Source organism: Clostridium sp. C2-6-12 (assembly GCF_009928485.1).
Lineage (GTDB): Bacteria > Bacillota > Clostridia > Clostridiales > Clostridiaceae > Clostridium.
The window spans coordinates 1-24,192 of record NZ_JAABNP010000011.1 but is presented as its reverse complement, the minus strand read 5'-3'; the positions used below and the strand labels follow the sequence as shown (position 1 = coordinate 24,192).

At 28.8% G+C, this 24,192-nt stretch carries 20 protein-coding genes and 1 riboswitch; of the genes, 8 read left to right on the top strand and 12 right to left on the bottom strand.

Annotation, left to right across the window (positions count from 1 at the left end):
- Positions 1–342: 342 nt before the first annotated feature.
- From GXK56_RS27770 to GXK56_RS10755, 6 genes are all read left to right on the top strand, one after another.
- Positions 343–510, top strand: coding sequence for a hypothetical protein (locus GXK56_RS27770; protein WP_202127863.1), 168 nt, complete (start codon positions 343–345; stop codon positions 508–510).
- A gap of 555 nt (positions 511–1,065) precedes the next feature.
- Positions 1,066–2,034 carry a helix-turn-helix domain-containing protein gene (locus tag GXK56_RS10775; RefSeq protein WP_160687472.1) on the top strand — a complete coding sequence of 323 codons (969 nt, stop codon included), beginning with the start codon at positions 1,066–1,068 and terminating at the stop codon, positions 2,032–2,034.
- Positions 2,035–2,779: 745 nt separating this feature from the next.
- Positions 2,780–4,084, top strand: coding sequence for a helix-turn-helix transcriptional regulator (locus GXK56_RS10770; protein WP_160687471.1), 1,305 nt, complete (start codon positions 2,780–2,782; stop codon positions 4,082–4,084).
- Positions 4,085–4,172: 88 nt separating this feature from the next.
- Complete coding sequence (locus GXK56_RS10765; RefSeq protein WP_160687470.1) at positions 4,173–4,367, top strand: acid shock protein; 195 nt, start codon at positions 4,173–4,175, stop codon at positions 4,365–4,367.
- A gap of 772 nt (positions 4,368–5,139) precedes the next feature.
- Positions 5,140–5,334 carry an aspartyl-phosphate phosphatase Spo0E family protein gene (locus tag GXK56_RS10760; RefSeq protein ID WP_160687469.1) on the top strand — a complete coding sequence of 65 codons (195 nt, stop codon included), beginning with the start codon at positions 5,140–5,142 and terminating at the stop codon, positions 5,332–5,334.
- A gap of 26 nt (positions 5,335–5,360) precedes the next feature.
- Positions 5,361–5,546, top strand: coding sequence for a hypothetical protein (locus tag GXK56_RS10755; protein ID WP_160687468.1), 186 nt, complete (start codon positions 5,361–5,363; stop codon positions 5,544–5,546).
- A gap of 316 nt (positions 5,547–5,862) precedes the next feature.
- On the opposite strand, the gene abc-f is transcribed toward GXK56_RS10755, so the two are convergent.
- The 4 genes from abc-f to GXK56_RS10740 all read right to left on the bottom strand — a co-directional run bounded on the left by abc-f (position 5,863) and on the right by GXK56_RS10740 (position 11,939).
- Positions 5,863–7,758: a ribosomal protection-like ABC-F family protein gene (gene abc-f, locus GXK56_RS10750; protein WP_160687467.1), complete on the bottom strand. Its 1,896-nt coding sequence runs from the start codon at positions 7,756–7,758 to the stop codon at positions 5,863–5,865.
- Positions 7,736–8,968: an MFS transporter gene (locus tag GXK56_RS10745; RefSeq protein ID WP_160687466.1), complete on the bottom strand. Its 1,233-nt coding sequence runs from the start codon at positions 8,966–8,968 to the stop codon at positions 7,736–7,738. Before GXK56_RS10745 ends, abc-f begins: the two co-directional genes overlap by 23 nt.
- A gap of 232 nt (positions 8,969–9,200) precedes the next feature.
- Positions 9,201–9,347, bottom strand: coding sequence for a hypothetical protein (locus tag GXK56_RS27765; protein WP_202127862.1), 147 nt, complete (start codon positions 9,345–9,347; stop codon positions 9,201–9,203).
- Positions 9,348–9,551: 204 nt separating this feature from the next.
- On the bottom strand, positions 9,552–11,939 hold the full coding sequence (locus tag GXK56_RS10740; RefSeq protein ID WP_160687465.1) for a cation-translocating P-type ATPase: 2,388 nt from the start codon (positions 11,937–11,939) through the stop codon (positions 9,552–9,554).
- A gap of 230 nt (positions 11,940–12,169) precedes the next feature.
- Between GXK56_RS10740 and GXK56_RS10735 the strand changes: the two genes are divergently transcribed.
- Entirely contained in the window at positions 12,170–12,889 is a 720-nt protein-coding gene (locus GXK56_RS10735) for a lysophospholipid acyltransferase family protein (RefSeq protein WP_160687464.1), read from the top strand.
- A 497-nt stretch (positions 12,890–13,386) separates the two neighbouring features.
- A complete protein-coding gene (locus tag GXK56_RS10730) occupies positions 13,387–14,964 on the top strand; it encodes a DEAD/DEAH box helicase (RefSeq protein ID WP_160687463.1) in 1,578 nt (525 codons plus the stop codon).
- 129 nt (positions 14,965–15,093) lie between these two features.
- Here GXK56_RS10730 and GXK56_RS10725 read toward each other — a convergent pair whose 3' ends face one another.
- From GXK56_RS10725 to dapA, 8 genes are all read right to left on the bottom strand, one after another.
- Complete coding sequence (locus GXK56_RS10725; protein ID WP_160687462.1) at positions 15,094–15,615, bottom strand: Hsp20/alpha crystallin family protein; 522 nt, start codon at positions 15,613–15,615, stop codon at positions 15,094–15,096.
- A gap of 56 nt (positions 15,616–15,671) precedes the next feature.
- Positions 15,672–16,322, bottom strand: a complete 651-nt coding sequence (locus GXK56_RS10720) for an HDIG domain-containing metalloprotein (RefSeq protein ID WP_160687461.1) — start codon at positions 16,320–16,322, stop codon at positions 15,672–15,674.
- 318 nt (positions 16,323–16,640) lie between these two features.
- Complete coding sequence (locus GXK56_RS10715; protein WP_160687460.1) at positions 16,641–16,979, bottom strand: P-II family nitrogen regulator; 339 nt, start codon at positions 16,977–16,979, stop codon at positions 16,641–16,643.
- A gap of 233 nt (positions 16,980–17,212) precedes the next feature.
- Positions 17,213–18,454, bottom strand: a complete 1,242-nt coding sequence (locus GXK56_RS10710) for an ammonium transporter (RefSeq protein ID WP_160687459.1) — start codon at positions 18,452–18,454, stop codon at positions 17,213–17,215.
- A gap of 291 nt (positions 18,455–18,745) precedes the next feature.
- Positions 18,746–19,702, bottom strand: coding sequence for an aminoglycoside phosphotransferase family protein (locus GXK56_RS10705; protein WP_160687458.1), 957 nt, complete (start codon positions 19,700–19,702; stop codon positions 18,746–18,748).
- A 349-nt stretch (positions 19,703–20,051) separates the two neighbouring features.
- Positions 20,052–20,210, bottom strand: coding sequence for a DUF1540 domain-containing protein (locus GXK56_RS10700; protein WP_160687457.1), 159 nt, complete (start codon positions 20,208–20,210; stop codon positions 20,052–20,054).
- Between the two features lie 155 nt (positions 20,211–20,365).
- Entirely contained in the window at positions 20,366–22,021 is a 1,656-nt protein-coding gene (locus GXK56_RS10695; RefSeq protein WP_160687456.1) for a SulP family inorganic anion transporter, read from the bottom strand.
- A gap of 284 nt (positions 22,022–22,305) precedes the next feature.
- Positions 22,306–23,172 carry a 4-hydroxy-tetrahydrodipicolinate synthase gene (dapA, locus tag GXK56_RS10690; protein WP_160687455.1) on the bottom strand — a complete coding sequence of 289 codons (867 nt, stop codon included), beginning with the start codon at positions 23,170–23,172 and terminating at the stop codon, positions 22,306–22,308.
- Positions 23,173–23,335: 163 nt separating this feature from the next.
- A riboswitch (Lysine riboswitch) is annotated at positions 23,336–23,503 on the bottom strand.
- Positions 23,504–24,192: the final 689 nt, after the last annotated feature.

Sequence of the window (24,192 nt, the reverse complement as noted above, 5' to 3'; positions counted from 1 at the left end):
AGATTTGCTTAAACATATATAATTGCTCCCGCTGGGAGTACCAATATATAAACAAGAAAGGCTTAACCGCAATGGTTAAGCCTTTTATTATGCATGAAGTTGTACTATAAATTGCACTAAATTTTTAATTCAGCATTTTTGTATTAGGTTGTACTACTGTAAAATAAAAATATTCCATAGACAAGTTAATAATGCTATAATAAGCCTATGTTCCGTAAAGATGGGTTACGGTGGTTGTACGTTTTGCACAGCATAACTCAACTAAAGGTTCAAAGAACCTAAGTTTCGTAATATCCGCCTTGGGCTGTTAGAAATAATAGTCTAAGGGGGTGGTGTTAGATTGTGGTAATTGGAGTGTTAATATTATCAGTAACATTAACTTTAGTGATACTGATTAACAGAGCCTTAAAAAGCAACTCAAAAGGTTGTGAATTTAACCTAGAAATTAACATGAAAGGTTTTAAAATAAGTTTTAAGACAACAGAAAAGAACGCCCCATCTGACAAATAAGCGTTCTTGATCTGTTAATCTAATCTCTAATCTAATAGCGCTAAACTAAAAAACGTTCTAGGTAAAGTTAGTGTTTGCAGCACTAACTTTTCTTATTTATATTATATCAAACATTTAGAGAAAATAAACATTAATTTTGATAAAATTATTTTTAGAGTTGATAGTTATAAATAATTTATTAAATAACAAGAATATCTAGAAAGTATAATATCTTCTATTTGTCTTTCAGCTCCTGAGCTTAATTTAACTATTTTGCATATTGTAATACTGCCGATAATTCTCTAGCATACCAAAATTCTTGACCATATTCATTAATAGCTTTATGTTTTCAAATGTTTACTCATTATATTCTTCTACTTTATTCAAAGCCTTCACCACTCAAGAATTAAATTTAATGTAATAAACTTTATAAATATAAAATAACAACAGTCAATACCAAATAACATGTTCGAAAAATCAACAGACACGTTACCTTACATCGCCTACGAGTGTATTGGTGATGAGCAAATTTTGAACTATACTATTCATATAATAAACAAGAAGGAGTATAGGGAAATGAATATTGGTTTAACAATAAAGAATCTTAGAAATCAGAAAAATGTAAGTCAGAAGGAACTGGCCGATAAACTTAATGTTTCATGTCAGTCAATAAGTAAATGGGAAAATAATAATACATACCCGGATATAAGCATGATACCTATTATTGCAGATTATTTTCACGTTTCGATAGATACTATTTTTAACGGTGTGATAGAAAGTGCGGATGACGTTATTCCGGGAGCAATGAAGAACAATCTTACTGAAAATAACAAGGGATGGAATCTCGCTCAGAAAAATGGCTGGACAGGAACCATTCTCCCGGAGTATGGTCCATATGCCCCCAATGAAGAAAAGTTACACCTGTTTGATAATATAGAGGGTAAATCTGTTCTTGAAATTGCATGCGGAGATGGAAGGTCGCTACTCTATTTAGCAGGAAAGGGTGCTAAAGAACTATACGGACTTGATATTTCGGAAAAACAAATTGAAGCTGCAAATGACAATTTAAAGAGTAACAAAGTCAAAGCAACTCTTTTTTCATCTCCAATGGAGGTTAACCCTGGAATCCCATTTCTTCACTTTGATTGTGTGTATTCTATATATGGCATTGGCTGGGCGCAGGATTTGCACAAAGTATTTGGACTTATCTCTAAATATCTTAAGACAAAGGGCAGATTCATCTTTTCATGGGACAATCCAATGCTGCCGTGCATAAAAGAGAACGGTGGCCAATACCTGATTGCTGAATCATATGTTAAAGAACAGGAGAGGCAGTGGACCAAATTTGGAGAACCCCTTACCAGCAGAAACTGGAAGCTTTCTTCATACATAAATGCTCTCATCAGTTCAGGTTTTGAAATAGAAAGAGTAATAGAAGAATCGGATGACTACTCAGATTCTGCACCCATTACTGGAAAATACTATTCTGAACATAAAGCTTCAATAATCAATCAAACAGTAATAATAAAAGCAAGGAAAAAATAAAAATTCTACTCTAGCTAATCTCTTCATATTAGATAAAGAATTGTATCAAAATGTGATTTTTTTGCTCAAAGTTATCTCAGATTTATTTGGCTAAAGCTTTTGAAAGTTGTAGGGAGTATCCAAATAACATGGCGAAGTTGAGATTTCTATTATGTTGGAATAACAACAATAATTGTGATGTATACAGATAAACAACTTTCAATTTATACACTTGCTTTAAGAACTACTATATCGAAAATTTAATAGTAAAATAGAATATCGCAATATTCGTTAGGAGTATTACTCGATAATTCAAACAATATAATGAATAAGTTGGCAGAAAAACGCCAACTTTGGATGAAGTTAAAGTTTTAATGCTACAGGCATACTGCCTTACTTTAGAAAAGATTCATTAATATAATTCTATACATCATTTCCTGAGAGATTGAATAGAACAAGCCTCGTAGCAACTTAAAAGAACTGCGAAGCTTGTTCTTTTAAGTCATAATTCTAATTACAGATATAATTATGATATATTACTGATTTTCGTTCTTATAAAGTTTACATCCTGTATATCTGATACAATTCTATTTATTTTAAGTCTTATCGTAAAACGCCTAAAAATCATCTCAAAAACACATTTCCTTTTTACTCCACATTTAGTAATATATAATTAGAATATTTATTTTTTTATGATAATAATAAACTCTACTATGGTTTATTAACATTATGACATTGTAACATCAAAATAGAGAGGGGGAGCTAAGTGTTTAATAATGAAATAATGATGCAAGGTGAAAAATTAAAGAAGATAAGACAAATAATGCTTGGAGCAACCCAATCGGAGATTTCACAAGGCGTATGTACAAAAAATATGATTAGCCAAATCGAAAAGAATAAGAAAAAGTTGAATTTTAACTTAGCTACTGGAATTGCTGAAAATTTAAATAAAATTGCAAAGAATAAAGGAATTGATATTTCTTTAATTACGCCAGAAGAATTAATGATAGATGACGATGAACAAGCAAATTCTATTTTCGCTAATAGCATTATTAGTGAAATAAAAGAAATTAAAGTAATAAACTTGTTTGATCAAAAGTTGCTAGAAGCTGAAGAACTGATGGAAAAGTATAATATTATAGATAGTAATAAAATAGAATTGTATAAATTAGCTGCTAATTTTTACTACTATAAACATAGTTTTTCTAAAAGTGATCAAATGTGTGATATCGGATTAAAGATAAGTATTAATTCCCAAAAAAGTTTTGACGAAATAAACTTTTATATATACAAATCTAGAAATAATATATTTACTGATAATTATATTAAAGCATTACAACAATTAGATTACGCAGAAAAACTAAATAATCTAATAATGGAAGATGAACTTTCTGTAATGATACTGCATTTCAGGGCTTTAACATATAAAAAACTAGGTGAATATGATACAGCTTTAAAGTATTTTAAACTACTAAAACAATTTCAGATTAATGATTATAAGATGTTGTTAAGCATTAAAATGGTGTACGCTAACTGTTTAAACGATTATTATAAGTTTGATGAAGCAGAAAAAGAATATAAAGAAACACTTAATATTGCTATGAAATATGATGATAACGACTTTATAGCTATGACTTACAGGAATCTTTCAGAACTATATTTTAATAAAAAAAAATATAAAGATGCAGCCAAATATATAAAAGCCTCTCTGAAAAATAACCCCAAAAATCAATATTGGGGTGAAAACCTCTATTTTGCATCCAAAGTCCTTCAACATGTAAATGAAGATGTCGAAACATATCTTTTGCAGGCATTAGAAATATGTGAGAAAAATGAAAAAGAAGATTTAAAGTTAATTGAACAAGTAATTTATAATTTAGTGCTCATTTATATAAAAAAAGAAGATAAAGAAAATTTAATGATAATGGCACATAAAGCAAAAAATTTAAATATAGATTATTCTTTAATATATTTGGAGATTGGAGAGTATTATAGAGGTCGAAATGAAGAAAAAAGCAAATATTTTACTAGAAAATCAAAAGAAAAAATGAAACAAATAAAAAAAATCTAAAAAACCTTTTATGCTATATTCCAACATTATGTTATAATGTTAAATGAAGGGTTATTACACTTAATTAAACTTTTTAGGAGGTGATTTTATGAAAAAAATTATATTAGGAGTCATAGCAACATCAATGTTATTAACAAATGTTGCATTTGCTTCAACTCAAACTACACAGGCTAGAAATACTAAAAATAGCACAACATTAAGTGTAGATTCAAATAATGTATATCATTTAAATACTCAAGATCCTAATAGTGTATACCAATTAAATACACAAGATCCTAATTAATAATAAAAGCAACAAAACATACTTTAAAATATGAAAAAAATGAAGCAAATTTTAATACAATTTACTTCATTTTTTTGTTTATAAAATAAATCAAGAAATTTGTCGCAAATTCCAACACCATACTACAATGTTAAATAAAACATTTGTCAATTTGGTTAACTTTTTTTCTAACAGAAACTTATAAAAAATTATATTAACAGTAATATCAATATAAGTATCATTAACCAATGTTGCATTTGCATAAGTCAAATCTACATACACCGATAGCCCTGAAACAGTGTGATATTTATCATAGATTAAAGCAATATATCTTACTTAGTCATACTACACCCATGCTAATATGCATGTAAACAACAAAATGCTCTCTGTAAGGAACAGGAAAAAGTTAAGCAAATTCAATTATAATATGCTTAACTTTTTCAAATTTGTAAAACTTAGTAAACAATTATATAATTAACTTTATTATAAGCATTTAGGGTAAATAATCAAATACATTGAACAGGAAAATAAAATTTATTGTTACCTTTCTTTATACAACGTAAATCAAACAAAGTGAAAAATGTACTAAATTTATATCTTAAAAGTCCTTTTGAGTAGTCGGCAGATATTTATTTAACTTTTTCTTTCATTTAAATTATCACATTTTAAGTAATATTATATTCCTTTAGATTGATAAAACCCAAAAATGATATGAATGTGAAGGTAGGATAAATGCTTTATTATTAAAATAAATCTATAGTACCCTACAGTTATTTTACACTATTATCACCGAATGGAGGAAGTGAAGTTGAAAAATAATGAAACTATTTCCGATATTAATCAAGCTATGGAAAAAGCCAGGGCAAATCTATACAAAGTTATTGATATATATGGACGGGATTCTAATGAGGCCGTATTGGCTAGTCAAAAATTAGATGCGGTAATTGTTGCTGTATACAAGGGACAACTGAAATCAAACAATAAATAATATTTGTAGAAAGGTGTGAATTATATATGGTAATTAGAGAATCAATAGAAATACTTAGGGAAGATAGTTCATTAGAATGCTTTAAGAAAGAAATTGAATTGTTAAAAAGTGCTGGATATAAAGTATATGAGGAATATGAGGACTATGTGTGTTTTTATCAAACTGCAACAGTAGTAGATTCGGATTTATTCGATAATAAAAAATGTAAATGATAATTAAGTTACTTACGTATTTATGAGAATATAAGAATATCTATTCTGAACCATATCACCATATATATCTTCAGAATATGGCCCTATAAAAAGAGCAGCCATGCACCTATAGAAAGAGTGGCTATGCCATAATACTGAACTTTCCTGCAATTAGGAACTTTTCACATATAAAAAAGGTGCGAAGCACAATTAAGAACTTATTCTCTAAAAATGAGGGTTTAGAGAATTTAATGAATAAAGCCAAAAATATAATAAAGATTTACCAAACTAATGTAATTTAGTAAATCTTTAAATTATATATCTATAGGATCATACTTTAATTAAAATATTCCTCCATTAACTTTTCAAGCTCTTCTTGTAAAACTATTTTTTCATTGTATAAGCCATTTAATTTTTCATAATCATCACAAGTTTCATTAATTTTTTCTTCTAAATCCTTTAACCTATCTTCTAGCTCTTGAATTTTCTTTTCCAATTTGATTTTTTTAAAGTCATTACTATTAGTTTTTACAGCCTTAGGTGTTTTTTCCTTCTGCCCTTTGCTTATTTTATTATTTCCCTCTACAGCTTTTTTAATTACTATAGAATTTTTTAATTCATTTGACTTATCTTTATAATAATCATAGTTACCAGCATATGAAGTTAATGAACCTCCTGACAATTCTACTACTCTTCCTGCTATATTATTTATAAAATATCTGTCATGAGAGATAAAGAAAATGGTACCTTCAAATTCCTTTAAAAATTCCTCTAATTCCTCTCTAGAATCTATATCTAAATGGTTTGTTGGTTCATCTAAAATCAAGAGATTTATTTCACTATACATAAGCATTGCAAGCTTAAGTCTGCTTCGTTCCCCTCCTGAAAGAGATCCTACCTTTTTAAATACTGATTCCCCAAAGAACATATATTTAGCAAGATATTCTCTAGCCTTTCCTTCAGTTATCACTATGTCCTCCATAAAACAATCTAATATTGTCTTAGTTTCATCTTTAAAGGCTATATTTTGTGGTAAATATCCAAGTTTTATTGAACTTCCTAGGACTGCTGTTCCATTATCCGCTTCAATTTCTCCAAGTAAAATCTTTATTAAGGTGGACTTTCCACAACCATTTGATCCCATTAAAGCCACCCTTTCTTTATTTCTAACTAATAAATCAGCTTTATTAAAGAGAACTTTTTCTTCATAGCTTTTACTTAATTCTTTTACAATTACAACATTATCACCTGATCTTGTTCCCATATTAACATTAATATTCATATTCTGCTTTTCTAAAACAGGCTTATCTATTCTTTGAAGTTTGTCTAGTAGTTTCTGCATACTTGCTGCTCTTTTAAAGAATTTCTCATTATCGCCATTTCTTCCCCATTCTCTCAATTGTGAAATGGAATTTTCTATTGCTTTAATCTTTTTCTGCTGATCTAAAAACGCCTCCATTTGCAGCTTCAATTGTCTTTCTTTTTCTTTAACAAAGGCTGTATAGTTTCCATTATAGCTTTTAGATACCATGTCCTCTATTTCAATTATCCTTGTTACTACATTATCTAAAAAATATCTATCGTGGGATACTATTATAACTATACCTTTATACTCTTTAAGATAAGCTTCCAGCCATTCCATTGTATCTAAATCCAAGTGATTAGAGGGTTCATCTAATAATAATATATCTGGACTTTGAAGCAATATCTTTCCAAGAATAACTGTAGTTTTCTCTCCCCCACTCAATTCTGAAAACAACTTATTTTTAAATTCAGAATTAATTTTAAGTCCAGTACAAACCTTGCTTAATTTTTCTTCTCTTTCATATCCACCTAAACTTTCATAAGCGACTTGTACTTTAGAATAATTATTTAAAAGCTTATCCATATTATTCTCATCACTATTTGATAATTGATTTTCTAATAACTCTAATTCTTTTTGCAGTTTATCTATTTTTTCAAATGCTGTGTTTAATACCTCCAGCACTGTAAAGGTATTTGGATAAACCGGCATTTGCTCAAGGTAACCCAGGGTTGAATTCTTTTTAATTGATATAGTTCCTTTTTCATACCCTTCAATGCCCATAATTACCTTTAATAATGTACTTTTTCCACATCCATTACCTCCTACTATTCCTACCCTTTCGGATGTTTGCACATCAAAACTAATATCTTCTAAAACCATATTTGCACCATAGTATTTTTGTAATTTATTCAAAGCTAATTCTATCATTTTTAATTCCTCCAATATTTTCTTTATTTTTGTGTTTCCTCAGCTTTAACATTAAAAATGTCATTGCTGGAATATATAAAAGTGCTATAATTCCAAATGTTATTGAAAATCCATTCTTTTCTGCTAATATACCAAATATGGGAAATACACTTATCATAAATGCACTGAAACATAAACTGTCAAAAGATAGTATTGTTGCCCTGTATTCTGATGGTATTCTTGAATTTATATAATCACTAAATATTGTGAACGCTAAACCGCCTGTTATTGATGTCAAAAGAAAAAATACTACTGATAAATCTTTTATAAAAGCCAGACCCATTAAAGAAAATATATTTATTAATGATATACTGATCAACGTTCCTTTTAACTTTAATAAATTTTCAAGTTTATATGCATATTTTGAACTTATTGCTTCAATAAAACTACTTATGGCACATATTATAGCAATGGCAGTTTTTGAATAACTCATATCTGAAAAGTACTGCTGACTATAAAAGAATACAGTAGTTTGAAGGCTTCCTATCAGGGATGAAAATAATATTAAATATAATACTACTTTCTTCATTCTTAGTACTGTTACACTTGTTATTAACTGAGCTCGTATTGAATTACCTTGTTGTTTTTCTTCATAACTTTTATTAATTGGTGGTTCATTAAACTTATAGGCTGCCATTAAAGCTGCTATTTGTATAACTGTTCCAAATATATAGGCATACAAAAACTTTATATCTGCTAATATTCCTCCAAGTAAAACCGCCATCCCCTGGGCAAGAGACATAGTAAAGGCTAAATTCCCCCATATCTTTTTATATTTCTCCTCTTCTCCTAAAGATTTTAAGCTGTCATAGACTAAGGCTTCACCTGCTCCTGAATTTAAATTCATAGATGCTGCACTTAAAACAAAAGCAAGTGAAAACCCCCAAAAACTATTTGAAGTAATCATAAGAATGCAAGAAATCACACTTACAATTCTTCCTGTAACTACACTGAACTTCTTACCATACAAATCTGCAATAACACCTGTAGGTAATTCAAAGAGAACACCTGTTATATGATAAATTGCTTCTAGAATTCCTATTTCAATTAAAGACATCCCTTTAAAGCTCAGATATAAAACCCATATAGCTGAAGTAATATTTAATTGTAATAAAAAGTTATATACATAACTAACTGATATATTTCGTTTTAATTTTTCATTAATATTCATTTTTATGCCTCCATAAATCTAAGTTCTTAATTTTTTGCAAATAAAAATAAGCCCTTTCTTCAGCATTTTAGTACAAATAACTAAAATGCTAATAGTAAAAGACTTATGGAAGAACTACTTCTTGATTAAAAAAGTACAATATAAAAAGGATTCAAGTATAAACCTTGAATCCTATAAAATCTTGATTAATTAACAGTTAAATTTTCAGCTTTAACTACTTCAAGGCTATAGATCATGGACTTATACTATAATCGGTACTTATTCTAAAAAAGGACGCACTTCTCCCGTTAAATGCTGAAATTGCAGTTTTTGTGAAAGAACTACTAGATGTCCATTGCTTATTTAAAACAAATTCAACAGTACCAACTATATTGCTCATAATCTAACCTCCTTTTAAAATAATAATTTGATTATACTCTAATTTATGGAAAATTACAACATAAAGCTGCTACTTAAGTTGAAGAAAAACTTCAACTTAAATAACCCTAATATAAAATATAAGCTAATTTCAATTTTTGATTTCTAGCACTTTTGACTTATAAAACTATTTTAAAAGCAAATTGCTAATTACGTACTCATATTTTTATGTTGTTTTAACTTTAAATTTCTTATTAACTTTTACTCTAAATATATCTACAAATCTTGTTATTAATGGGCTTGATAATATTATTACAGCTAAAGATATTATCCAGTCCCTTAGACCTATCCTGTCTAAACTGAAAATATATCTTCCAATTGGGGTTATAAACGCAAGAACAACTATTCCAAACATGGTTAAACATAAGCCTGTTTTAAATTTACTTAGTGGCCTTGCAACTCTAAATAATATTACCATACTTATTCCTGCAAACATTAATACAGCTAATGTTCTGCTATATGACATAGGTAAACCAAAATGAAGTGAGGTTAAAAATGCCATAAGCGTAAATACGGTAAGCAGTATTCCATTTGGAACACTAACTGTCAATATTCTTGGGAGAAATCCCTTTTTAACTCCTCCGGCACTAGGCAATAATGCTAGGAAGAAGGATGGAATCCCAATAGCACAGCTTCCAACTAATGATAATTGTATTGGTAATATAGGGTATTCTAAGAACAATATAGAACAAATGAAAGCTAAACTTATTGAATAAATAGTTTTTGATAAATATAATTCTGAAACTCTTTCTAAATTGTTTATTTGTTTTCTACCTTCTTCAACTACCTTAGGAAGTGCTGAAAAGTCTGACTTCATCAATACTAATTGTGCAACAGCCTTTGTTGCATCTGAACCATTTGCCATAGCAATTCCACAGTCTGACGATTTAAGTGCTAGAACATCATTCACACCATCACCAGTCATCGCAACAGTATGTTCCATTTCTTGAAGCTTTAAAACAATTCTCTTCTTTTGATGAGGTGAAACCCTTCCAAATACAGAAGTTTTTTCAATCAATGCTTTTAGTTCTTCATCATCTTCTGGCAATTCTCTTGCATCAACATAGTTTTGCCAGTTTTTTACCCCTGCACGTCTAGCCACCTCTGAAACAGTAACTGGACTGTCACCTGATATTATTTTTACCTCTACCCCTTGATGATTGAAATATTTTAATACATGCGGAGCTGCTTCTCTTATAATATCTTCAATCAATATTAACGCAACACTTTCTATTTCGCCTTCTAAACTTTCATTTAGTTCATTGTGAAGGTTAGCTAGTAATAGTACTCTTTTTCCTTTCTTAGCTTCCTCCTTAACCAAATGCTCTATAAAATGATATTCTTTATTTAAAATTATCTCTGGCGCTCCTAAAATCCATGTACCTAAATTATCAAAAGATGCACCACTCCATTTTCTTTTTGACGAAAATGCAATTTTGTCCATGCATTTTATATTTTTATCATACTCTTCATACTTAGCTAATATGGCTTTTTGAGTTGGATTATTGCTTGGAACATTATTAACAAATGCTACAAGTACTCTATCTATTTCTTCTGAAGTTCTACTACCAATATTCTTAACTTCTGATAATTTTAAATCTCCACGAGTCAAGGTTCCTGTTTTATCTAAGCATAGAACATCTACTCTGGCTAAAACTTCTGTTGCACTTAATTCTTGCACTAAGGTATCGTATTTAGATAATTTTATTATTGAAACTATAAATGTAGCACTTGTAAGTAAGACTAACCCTTCAGGAATCATTCCAATAATCCCTGATACTGCTCCTATGAAGGCATCCTGCCAGGTATTTCCTGGAATTCGAAGCTGGGTTATTATAAGTAATGCTGATAATGGTGGTACAATCCATATTATCACTTTAAAAATTTTATTTATTGCTTCTTGTAAATCTGAATTTATTATTTTAAATTGTCTAGCTTCTTCTGCAAGGGTTGACGAATAAGTTTCTTTTCCTACTTTAGTAACCACTGCATAACCATCACCTGCTACGACAAAACTTCCAGACAGTAATTTTTCTTCTGGACGCTTAGGAATTGCATCTGCTTCTCCTGTAAGCATAGATTCATCTAATTCTAATCCATTGCTGAATAATACGTCTCCATCAGCTAACACTTGAAGTCCTGTTTCTAAATAAAGAACATCATCCAAAACAATTTCTTCTATAGGTATCTCTTCAATTTTTCCATCTCTAAGCACCTTTGCATGAGCCATACTTATAACAGACAACTTTTCTAGCGTGTACTTGGCTTTAATTTCTTGAACTACGCCAATTAAAGTATTAACTATTATAACTCCCACAAATATTGCATTTTTAGGTGAACCCGCCAAAATAATTACTGTTGCAAGTACAAAATTTATAGCATTAAATGTTGTAAACAAATTTGCTCTTATTATTTGAGGTATAGTTCTTGAAGGAGTTTTGGGAATATGATTAACCTTTCCTTCTTTAATTCTTTGTTTTACTTCACTTGTGGTTAATCCAATTACATTTTCTGCCCCATTCTCCCCTAAATTAACTACATTATTTAAATTCATCAAATTTCCCCTGCCTATGTAATTTATTTTGCTACACTATTTCTTATAATTAATCATTATAATATATATTATACCTGTTTGAATATTATTTTTCCCTATATATTTGCTTAATTTTAAATTAATTTTATATGAATTTAATATATTTATAATTGAATTACGCTTTAAAAAGATAAATTTTTATAATATACTGATTAGTGTAAAAACTAAAATTTTAAGGATGTGTACTATAAATGATACGAACTATTATTTTTTACAGCTATATGGGGTTAAGTCTTCTATTTGCTTCGTTTTTTAGAATTAAAATTAAATTCCTTACAAGTAAAGGAGATTTAGAAGGAAGGTGTAAATACATTCATAAAGTAACATCTAATTGGGCAAAACTTGTTATGAAAACAGCTGGCGCTAAAATTAATATTATAGGCTTGGAAAACATACCTAAAGATGAAACTTTATTATTTGTTTCAAATCATCAAAGTAATTTTGACATTCCACTGCTATTAAGCTGCATCGATGTTCCAAAGGGATTTATTGCAAAGAAAGAACTTGAAAATTGGCCTTTTATCAGTACTTGGATGAAATATATAAACTGTATTTTCATGGATAGAGATAATTTAAGAAAATCTGCTGAAGCAATAGTTGATGGTATTAAAATACTAAACTCTGGTTATTCCATGGTAGTATTCCCTGAAGGAACTAGAAGCAAAGGCAAACCTGTTGGTGAATTTAAAGGCGGAAGCTTTAAGCTTGCCACAAAATCAAAATGTACAATTGTTCCAATAACTATAAATGGCACATATAAATTGATGGAATCAAATAAAAACTTTGTTAAAAGCGCTAGCATAGAACTTGTAATACATCCACCAATAGAGACCCGTAAATTAAATAAAGTGGAATTAGAAACTCTACCTGAAACTGTTCATTCAATTATAAGCAGCAAATATAAAAGTTAAATTATTGTACTAGCTTTATGGACAAATTCATCATAACTCACTTTAATTAATATTTTATTCTATTAATTAAAACTTATACTTTAAAATATCAATACTAATCACATATTATAATAACTAGAATTATAATATGTGATTAGTATTGCAAAAATATCTACATTATATAATAGTACAATTTGGTACCTTAGTTTTATTTAGTAATCCAAGATGAATAGTTCCACAAAAAAAGCTGCTCAAAATTTTAGATCAGCTTTTTATTATACTTAAAGAAAATTTTAATATGTTTATTCCTTATGAATAACTTTCAATTTAAAGGACAAAAATAAGAAAGTAGTTGGAAGCAGCCTTATACAAGTTATAATTTTTATTCCTAAAAAATTACTTTGCACTTATGAATTATATGTGATATAATAAATTCATTTGACTTATGAATAAACTTTAATATAATTTTATTAAGGTGAATACTTAACAATTTTAAAATATAGAAACGAGGATATTTAATGAATGATAATCAATTTGCTACATTAGGTCTTAAAGAGAGTATTGTTAAAGCAATATTAGACCTTGGTTTCGAGAAACCATCTCAAATACAAGAAGAAAGTATTCCTGTAACACTAAGTGGTGCAGACTTGATCGGTCAAGCACAAACTGGTACTGGAAAAACTGCGGCTTACACATTACCAATTTTAACAAAAATGAGCAAGAAACATGGAATTAAGGCTCTTATCTTAGCTCCAACAAGAGAACTTGCTGTTCAAGTTAATGATGAAATTCAAAGACTTTCTAAATACGAAAAAATTGAAACACTTTCTGTTTACGGTGGTGATTCAATTGATAGACAAATGAGAGCTCTAAAAAAAGGTAATGTAGACATAGTTGTTGGAACTCCAGGAAGAATGCTTGATCTTATAAAAAGAAAATGCCTTCACTTAGAAAATATAGAGTTTTTAGTGCTAGATGAAGCTGATGAAATGCTTAATATGGGATTTATTGATGACATAGAAGAAATCCTAAGCCATACTCCAGCTGAAAGACAAACTTTATTATTTTCAGCAACAATGCCAGCTCCAATAGCAAAACTTGCTAAGAAATACATGAAACCAGATGCTAAACTTGTTAGTATCAAAAAGAGCACATTAACTGTATCTAAAATCGAGCAAAACTATTTTATGATTAACAATAAACATAGATTAGAAGCACTTTGCAGATTATTAGATTTAGATAACCCAAGTTCAGCAATAATTTTCTGCAGAACTAAAAGAGGTGTTGATGAGCTTGTTCAAGAGTTACAGTCAAAAGGTTACATGGTAGAAGGAATGCATGGAGATATGACTCAAACTCATAGATTAACTACTTTAAATAAGTTTAAAGAAGGAACTTTAAGTTTATTAATTGCTACAGATGTTGCAGCTAGAGGAATCGACGTTGATGGTGTAACTCATGTATTCAACTATGATCTACCTCAAGACGTAGAATCTTATGTTCACAGAATTGGTAGAACAGGTAGAGCTAATAAAAGCGGTACTGCTTATTCATTAGTAACTCCAAAAGATTTTGCAATGCTTAAACAAATACAAAATGTCACAAAAAGTTCTATCACTCAAAGACCGGTTCCAACTGCTGAAGAAATCAATAATAAAAAGTTTAAGGACATGGTATCACAAGTTGAAGACACTATTAAAGCTGGAGAACTTACTAAGTTTTTACCAAGTGCAATTCAATTATCAGAAGAACATGATCCAATGACAATTATTGCTGCTTTAATGAAAATGAAATTTGAAAGCGAAAGTGTATTTGATTATAGCGCAAATAAATTAGATGCACCTAAGAAAGAAGATGTTCGTTTATTCTTCTCTGTCGGCAAAAGAGATGGTTTAACTCCTAAAGTATTAATTAACTACATAAAGGATATGACACGTATTAATGCTTCAGCTATAGGACAAATAGATCTTATGGAAAACTTCTCGTTTGTAACAGTTGATGAAACTGTATCTGCTAAAATAATAGACAAATGTCCAGGTGGAAAAATAAATAAAAAGCGCGTTAATGTTGAAGTAGCTAATAAGCGTAAGAGATAAAAAAGTTAAATTTAGCTTTTAGCTCTTAACTTAATTATGTAAGGGAAGATTCTTTTTAGGTACATACCTATAAATCCTCCCTTTTATTATATACTTTTATATATTTTATTTTATATAAATTCTTTAATATTAATTGTCTATATCATCTTCATAGGAATCTACGTCTACTATGGTATTAAAGCACTCTAAAGGATATTTCTTCTGCATTCTGATGCTGAGAATTCCATCATCAATATTTTTATATACCTGATTTGTATCTATATCTTCAATATTTTCAAATTTCTTTCTATATAACCTCTTTACAAGCACATTTCTCGGCATAATTCCAATGAAACTTTTTTGAATTTCTAATCTATATAAATTTATTTGTATTATTCCAGGATCATACCTTATGCTAACTTCTCTAATATTAACCCCTTTAAGATCTATACTTAAAAAATACATATCCTTATCTTCCTTGAGTTCAATAAAATCATTGGTATTACTTTTTTCAAGCTGTTCATATGGCTTACCTGAAAATTCATCCTCATATTCTTCTGTAAACTGGCTTATATCCATATTATCCAAAATGGAATGCATAATTCCACTCATTTTCTCTATATTGTTTTCATTAAAAATATCATTAAACCCAAAAGAAAAAATCTTAAACATATTATCCCCTACTTTTTTTACTAACACTATATTATAGTGATTAAATATTCATATGTTTATAGATTATTTAATTTTACGTTTTTTGTTTTCAAATTTATTAGCAGTTTGTTCTTAAATTTATTTATTTGTTCCTCTGTTTCTCTAATTTCATTAAAACTTAATTTTCCTCTACCTAATCTATCAGAAAGTGAAACTAAAACTATATCATTAATATTAACTTCTTCTAGCATTGCATCAACATTTTGATATTTTAAGTTCTTGGTTACAAACAAACTTTGCATATGCCACCTTACAAGTGCTGTTACTTCTTTTATAAAACTATCATCTTCATCAAAATGAGATAAAAATTTTCTCACCATATCTGCGCCTACAATATCATGATTATATGAAGTTAATTTTCCTTTTCTAATCTTTGTAGTTGGTTTTTTCCCTATATCATGTAATAGTAGAGCCCACATAAACGCTCTTTTATTTAAACTTCGCTCTCTCACCTTAGCCCCTTCATCAATAACCATCATAGTATGAATAAATACATTTCCTTCTGGATGAAACTTGGGATTTTGATCTACTTCCTCTAGTTCTTTAATCATTAAAAAAGGATAATTATCAAGTTTTTTAGAATTTAAAGCATCCTTTAAATAAATGGATGGTTTATTATCAATAAGTAAATGTTTTTCTATTTCTAAAAAAAGTTCTTTATCTCTCATAATATTCTCCTATTAAATCATTTCTATTTATAATAAAATTATTATTTGTGTCTTTCAGTATTTAACTTAACTACTATTTAGTATATCAATAATTTAATTTTCTAACCAAAAATTAAATAGACTGATTAATCTACATTCTTACCTTTACATTGACTAATTCAAGCTTAAGTTATTGTTCTCATAAAAAAGCAGTAGATAATCTCTTATGACAAGATTTTATCTACTGCTTAAATATTTTATCTATAGATATCTTTATGAATTTAGGTGTAGTTAATCATTAAAAATACCTTTTATTATAACTAATTAAAATATCCTATCTTATAATGCAGAATTTCCTCTTTCACCAGTTCTGATTCTTATACAATCTGCAATATCAACAACGAATATCTTTCCATCTCCAACTTCACCAGTTCTAGCAATTGAAGTAATTAGTTCAATTACCTCTTCAACTTTGTCATCTTCAACTACTATTTTAACTTCTATTTTAGGTAATACATTAGTTGTTATTTCTGTTCCCCTGTGGTATTCTTTCCATCCACGTTGTTGTCCACAGCCCATAACTTGGCTAATTGTTACACCATTTATATTACTATTTTTTAATGCTTCCTTAATATCTTCAAGCTTTGAAGGTCTTATGATTGCTTCTACTCTTTTCATACTATATTCCTCCTTAATCTTATCTGCAATAAACACTACTCACCTTAATATACCTATCTGACAACCAATATTATCTATATGCAATTTATACCATAAGCTATTATTCTAGTTGAATTGATTGTCCTATAAAACATATATTATATTAAAATTATATTTATTGAATAAATGTTTCATAACCTGTTTATTACACTATAATTGTATCAAATATCTTAGTATAAATCTATGATTATATACTAATCTAAGCCGTTAAATGCAGGATATGCTGTTTCACCATGTTCTGCAACATCAAGACCATCAGCTTCTTCTGATTTATCAACTCTAATATCCATGAATAACTTCATAACCTTTAAGATTAAGAAAGTCATAACCGCTGCAAATACTACTGTTATTAATATACCTTCAATTTGAGCAATTAAAAGATTAATATCTCCAAAGAAAAGACCATTCCACTTAGCTACAGAATTAATTGAAGTTTGTGTGAATAATCCAGTTGCAATACCTCCCCAAACTCCGCCAATTCCATGACACCCAAAAGCATCAAGAGCATCATCGTAACCGAACTTAGCTTTTACTACAGTCATAAAGAAGAAGCATATTGGAGAAACTAGTGCACCTATTATGATTGAGCTCCAAAGTGGAACAAACCCTGCACCTGGTGTAATTGCAACTAATCCTACAACTGCACCTGTAGCTGCACCAAGAACTGTTGGTTTACCGTGTTTAACTTTTTCAATGAACATCCAAGAAAGCATTGCAGCTGCAGCTGCTGTGTTTGTTGTCATGAATGCATGAACTGCAAGTCCACCAGCATTTAATGCACTTCCTGCATTAAATCCAAACCATCCAAACCAAAGTAACGCTGCCCCTAAAACTACGAAAGGAATATTGTGTGGTTTATATGACATCATACCATATCCACGTCTCTTACCTAATATAATACAAGCTACAAGTCCTGAAACTCCTGAACTTATATGAACAACATCTCCACCAGCGAAATCTACTGCTCCTAAAGCACCTATTATTCCGCCGCCCCATACCATATGAGCTAATGGATAATATACTAAAAGTGACCATGCTGCTATAAATATGAATAATGCTGAAAATTTCATTCTTCCAGTTAATGATCCAGTGATAAGTGCTGGTGTAATTATTGCAAACATCATTTGAAATGCTGCGAAAAGTTCATGTGGTATAGTAGGTGCAAGTGCTGAAGGATCTGCTCCTACTCCATTAAATAAGAAGAAATTCAATCCTCCTATTACACCCCCAATATCATCTCCAAATGACAATGAATAACCTATTAAAACCCACATTATAGATGCTAATCCACAAATGAAAAACGAAGACATTAACGTATTTAAAACATTCTTTCTACGAACCATACCTCCATAGAAAAATGCAAGCCCCGGTGTCATTAAAAGTACAAGTGCTGAACATATTAATAAAAAACTGCTATCGCCTAAATTAATTTCCATAAAAAATCCCCCTTAAAATTAATGATTACTACAATTAAAGTTATGACTATTTAATTATATTTCCTTAAATAATTTTGATATAAATTTAAAAGTAAGTGCGCACATTATCTTTTAAAAATTATTTTTCGATTATTAACTATAATATTATAATTTGAAAAAAAAATGGTGCTTGAGAAATATACCTTTTAGTATATTTCTCAAACACCATCGTTCTTATTACATAGTATATTATCTAAAGTTTATCCTGTCAACATTTTTTTCAAATTGATTTTAATTTTGTTTAATAACCAATCAAAATTGTTTCAAAATATTTACTACTACTGCTTTTATATTAGCATATTTGTTTGGCATGTCTTCATTTCCATTAATTAATTGAATTAAATTTGTTAAGTCTCTAAGCTTACTTATCTTATACCAGTCCTCTATAAGTTTATAATCTGAGTTTTTATTATACTCTTCTTCAAAAGCTTTAATTAAATTATTATCAAAATATTCTTCATATCTAAAAAATTGACCTATATCAGCTATAGGATGTCCCGCCATAGAAAATTCCCAGTCTAAAATTCCAGATAATTTATTATCTTTTACTAATATGTTAGTCCCCTGGAAATCTCCATGAACTAGTCTGATATCTTTATCTAACTCCAATAATATTTTTTCATTTTCTTGAACTATTTTATTTATTTTATTAACTACATCTTTTCCCAATCGGTTTTTAGCATTAGTTCCCATAAACATTTCATACCATGAAACAAGACCAGGAACTTCTATCTCCAAATTCAAATCTTCATCTAAAAAACCAGCTTTAATAAATTTATAGTTATGTATCATAGCTAAATATTTTGCTACATCTCTAACAAACTCTTCTGAAACTTTATATCCTTCACTTATAGCTTGTCCTATTGTTTTTCCCTCTTTATATTCATAAATTCCATATTCTCTGCCTTGGATAGATTCATGCTCACTAACTCTATATATTTTAGGAACAGGTAAAATCCCATCTTCCTTAAGCCTTGTTAATAATCTAATTTCTTTTTTATAATTTTGTTCTTTTGACATAAATATTTTTAAAATATATCTTTGAGGAATTCCATTTGTTTCTATGATGTAGTTTGTTGTTCTACATCCTTCATCTATTGGAATTACATCAGTAACACCTTGTTTATCTAATATCCCTTCAAACAAATCTTCAACTACATTTTTATCAATTTTTAAAAAAGGAAATTTCCTTTCCCAATCATATTCCAATTTAAATCTCCTCGCTATCTATATATTTTTCTTATTAATTTATTTATATTTTGTAATAAAATTTTACATATATTCAAATGATTTTCTTCATAAAGTAAATTTAATTATAATAACTTATTTAATTATAATATATAAATTCTAATAATAAAATTTATAATTTCTTTGATAATACCTAAACTACTTTTTTATGAGAATCTATTATTTAGAAACATAATTTTATAATATTTCTATTATTGCCACTTAATCTATAAAAATACGAAAGAAATTAATTATACTCTTACTAAAAAATAAAAAAGATGTTCTAAACATTACTCATGTTAGAACATCTTTTCAATTGACTATTTATTAATTACTTTAATTCAAATGATTCACAATCTGTACATGCGTTTTGAGTTGGATTTTTTTCATGAGTTCCAACTTTAATTTGATCTAATGTACAATACTCTTGTGATTGTGCATTATATTGACAGCTTGTAACCGAACATTTTATAGATGAGTTTATTTCCATTTTAATCACTCCTTATTACTTATTCAATAATAGTATCTTCAAAAATTTTTTATCTATACTTTGATTAAAATATTTTTTCGATTTCAAATATTTTACTTATGACACATTATTATTTCCTAGGTAATAAATAGTAAATTTATAATATATAATCTAGTTTAAAATAGTTCTAAACATTTTATATACTCATAAGCTACCTCTATGGCTTCTGTTTTAGTTTCATATATGTGACTTTCACCAATTTGAACCACAAAGCCCATTCTGTTTAAAACTTTCTTTGGTTGATCTTGCACATGTGTTAAACAAAGTTTTATATTTAACTTATTACAATGTTTTAATAATCTTGTTAATGCGTCTATTGCAGAAGCATCTATTGCATGTGTATGTCTCATGTCTAAAATTACAACCTCAACTGATGACTCTAACTCTTTCATCTTTGCAATAAATTCTTGTACTACACCAAAAAACATAGGTCCATTTACTTGATATACATGAATTTTTCCAGCTGCTTTTTCTAATACCTTAGATATTTCTTCATCAAAAACTTCTTCTTCAACCAAATCTCTAATTTCAGTAGTTTCTGATACCCTCTTAACAAATAAGAACATGGCCATAATCATTCCAATACCAATTGCCACAACTAAATCAAATACAACTGTGCACGAAAATGTAATTAATAATACGATAACGTCACTTTTAGGCGCCTTTAATAATGCCTTAAAAGCTCTCCATTCGCTCATATTATATGATACAACCATTAAAATGGCAGCAAGCACTGTCATTGGTATCATCTTAGCAAGTGGCATTAAAGCTAACATGGTTGCTAATAATGTTATAGCATGGACCATTCCTGCTATTGGACTCTTTCCTCCAGATTTAACGTTAGCTGCTGTTCTTGCTATAGCTCCTGTAGCAGGTATTCCACCAAATAATGCACTGGTAACGTTGGCTATGCCTTGTGCCACCAGTTCCATATTTGAATCATGAGTATCTGAAATCATTCCATCAGCTACTACTGCTGACAATAAGGATTCCAATCCAGCTAAAATAGCAATTGTCATAGCTGGTGCAAACAATTTATTTATTGTTGCCATAGTGAGATCTGGGAATACTGGCATTGGAATTGCAGATGAAATATCTTGAAATCTGCTTCCTATAGTTTCTACTGGAAGATTTAAGAACTTTACTAAAAGCGTCGCTACAATCAATGCAATCATGGATCCTGGAATTGTTTTATTAACTTTAGGCCAAAGTGCTATTATTACTATACTGCCTATTCCGATTATCAATGACCATATATTCATTGATCCCATATTTCCAATATAACTTTCCCATTTTGCAAAAAACTCTGCAGGCACATTTTCAATTTTTAATCCAAACAAATCTTTAATTTGTGTAGACATTAATGTAATAGCTATACCTGATGTAAAACCTATAGTTATTGTCTGTGGTATGTACTTAATTAAGGAACCAAACCTTAATGCTCCCATTATGATCAATATAATTCCAGCCATTATTGTAGCTGTAATAAGTCCATTTAATCCATATTCTTGGATAATTGAATAAATTATAATAACAAAGGCTCCTGTTGGTCCACCTATTTGGACTCTACTCCCACCAAAACATGAGATTATGAAACCTGCAAATATTGCTGTAATAAGCCCCTTTTCAGGCGATACTCCTGATGATATACCTAGCGCTATTGACAATGGTAATGCTATTACAGCAACAATAATACCAGCTATGATATCCTTCATAACTTGTTCTTTTGTAATTTCCTTGTTCTTTATCATATGCAAGAACTTGGGCATCATTTTTAATCACTTCCTTATTAAACTTGTCAGCTACTATCTTACTCCTATTTCTATTGCTAGTCAAAGCAAAATATTCTTTTATTTTACATTAAACTTAAATTCCTGACATCTAAGGATATGATCTTCCAATTGTATTTTGTGTAGTTTTAATGTTAGGACTAATTCATTTAGTCCTAACATTAAAACACTTTATTTTTAATAAAGTGTTTTAATGAATTTCTCTTATATAAGACTATTGAATCACAAATTTATAGTATTAATCCTCATTACAAATAAGAAATTAACTATAATTTAATGACTCTATCGAGTCTTTTTTCTAATTCTGAAGTAATATTAACTAATGGAAGTCTAACTTCATCAGACTCTATTAATCCTAATTTATTCAAACAATATTTTAACGGTGTAGGATTAGGTTCTGAGAATAGTAGTGGAATCATATTATATAAATTTGTCCATATTTTTAATGCATCTTGATGATTATTTTCTTTAACCAAATCATACACTTGGATAAATTCCTTAGTCCTTAAGTGCGCAGAGCCTAGTATTCCTCCATTACCTCCTAAAATAAGTGTTGTATAGAAAAGAGCATCTTCACCTGTTAAAATTGAAAAATCCTTTGGTGGATTCAGCAATAACTCTGTTGTTTGCTTTATATCTCCACAACAATCCTTTAATCCTATGATATTCTTGAATTCTGCCAGTCTGTGCATAGTTTCATTTTCTATATTAGTTCCCGTTCTATATGGTATATTATAAATTACAATATCTAAATCAGTTGCTTCAGATACAGCTCTAAAATGCTCATAAAGACCTCTTTGGTTAGGTCTTGAATAATATGGTGCTACTGATAAGATTCCATCAACATTACATTTTTCTACCACCTTTAATTTCTTTATTAATTCACTAGTATTATTTCCACCTAACCCTACATATATTGAAACTCTATTATTAGCATATTCAACTGTTTTTGCCAAAACTTCTTCATATTCATCGCCCAAAATAGTTGGCGATTCTCCAGTTGTAGCAAGTGGAATTATTCCATTTACTCCTTGTTCAATATAATGATCAATCATTTTTTCATATGATTTTAAGTCTACCTTACCATCCTTAAACGGTGTTATTAATGGTATTAAAAGTCCTTCAATTTTCATAAATATTACACTCCTCTAATCTATTTTATATCCTAAATGATATTTAATTAAATAAGAAAACCCGCTAGTAAATACTAACGGGTAGAGTTAATCACATAAAGTTCATATAAAATTAAAATAAAATAGTAACATAAACACTATCTTAATGTTTTTAAATTTATAAAATCCTTGTAGCTCTCCACTTTCGTGACAGTCATACACATATTTTATGCATAACCAGAAATAAATCTTGGCATAATTCAAATCTTCGGCCATAATACCTTTCCTTAATTAATCAACGTTTGCCAACTCATAATAAGTACTCTTTATTAATGGCGCCTCTACCTTAGGCTATCCTATTAAATTATTACAATTATATCATTCAATAAAGTTTTTGTAAATCAAATGAGACTTCTTAAAATTGCTAATATAACTAATTTAAATTTCTTTACACTATAACTAACATTTTATAAAGAATAAATAAGTATACAGCTTGCTTTATTGCATCTTTATTATCTAAATGATTTTATTGCATATTTACCTTAACTCATTACCCTTTATTATATTATTATAAATCTTTTACATATTACATGGTTCAAAATGCTTAAAACATTGCAAAAAATGCTATTTAATCTTTATACATTTTATAATGTAGATTTGCTATTGTAATATAAATATCCTAATCTACTTACCACTTTAAAAATCTACACAGATATGAATTTAATTAAAATAATCAATTGGATTAGAGTATATTAAAAACTTATTAGCACATATACACAGAAAATAAGAATAATCCACAATATATTTTAAATGTATTGTGGATTATTCTTAGAATAAATAAAATATCACTATCTAATATAAGTTTTTACTCAACTTGTTGACTTTTAATCATCCAATTAGAAACTTTTCAATTAATATTTTTTGATTAAATTTAAGTTTATTTCTAAGGAAAATAAAAAAGATAGTCACTACTGACTATCTTCATACTTACCTCGCAACGTCCTACTCTGCCACACAGTCACCCGTGCAGTACCATCGGCG

Coding starts and splice junctions, on each gene's coding strand:
- GXK56_RS10775 (WP_160687472.1), top strand. CDS start 1,066: ATGAATATTGGTTTAACAATAAAGAATCTTAGAAATCAGAAAAATGTA.
- GXK56_RS10765 (WP_160687470.1), top strand. CDS start 4,173: ATGAAAAAAATTATATTAGGAGTCATAGCAACATCAATGTTATTAACA.
- GXK56_RS10760 (WP_160687469.1), top strand. CDS start 5,140: ATGGAGGAAGTGAAGTTGAAAAATAATGAAACTATTTCCGATATTAAT.
- GXK56_RS10755 (WP_160687468.1), top strand. CDS start 5,361: ATGGTAATTAGAGAATCAATAGAAATACTTAGGGAAGATAGTTCATTA.
- abc-f (WP_160687467.1), bottom strand. CDS start 7,758: ATGATAGAATTAGCTTTGAATAAATTACAAAAATACTATGGTGCAAAT.
- GXK56_RS10745 (WP_160687466.1), bottom strand. CDS start 8,968: ATGAATATTAATGAAAAATTAAAACGAAATATATCAGTTAGTTATGTA.
- GXK56_RS27765 (WP_202127862.1), bottom strand. CDS start 9,347: ATGAGCAATATAGTTGGTACTGTTGAATTTGTTTTAAATAAGCAATGG.
- GXK56_RS10740 (WP_160687465.1), bottom strand. CDS start 11,939: ATGAATTTAAATAATGTAGTTAATTTAGGGGAGAATGGGGCAGAAAAT.
- GXK56_RS10735 (WP_160687464.1), top strand. CDS start 12,170: ATGATACGAACTATTATTTTTTACAGCTATATGGGGTTAAGTCTTCTA.
- GXK56_RS10730 (WP_160687463.1), top strand. CDS start 13,387: ATGAATGATAATCAATTTGCTACATTAGGTCTTAAAGAGAGTATTGTT.
- GXK56_RS10725 (WP_160687462.1), bottom strand. CDS start 15,615: ATGTTTAAGATTTTTTCTTTTGGGTTTAATGATATTTTTAATGAAAAC.
- GXK56_RS10720 (WP_160687461.1), bottom strand. CDS start 16,322: ATGAGAGATAAAGAACTTTTTTTAGAAATAGAAAAACATTTACTTATT.
- GXK56_RS10715 (WP_160687460.1), bottom strand. CDS start 16,979: ATGAAAAGAGTAGAAGCAATCATAAGACCTTCAAAGCTTGAAGATATT.
- GXK56_RS10710 (WP_160687459.1), bottom strand. CDS start 18,454: ATGGAAATTAATTTAGGCGATAGCAGTTTTTTATTAATATGTTCAGCA.
- GXK56_RS10700 (WP_160687457.1), bottom strand. CDS start 20,210: ATGGAAATAAACTCATCTATAAAATGTTCGGTTACAAGCTGTCAATAT.
- GXK56_RS10695 (WP_160687456.1), bottom strand. CDS start 22,021: ATGATGCCCAAGTTCTTGCATATGATAAAGAACAAGGAAATTACAAAA.
- dapA (WP_160687455.1), bottom strand. CDS start 23,172: ATGAAAATTGAAGGACTTTTAATACCATTAATAACACCGTTTAAGGAT.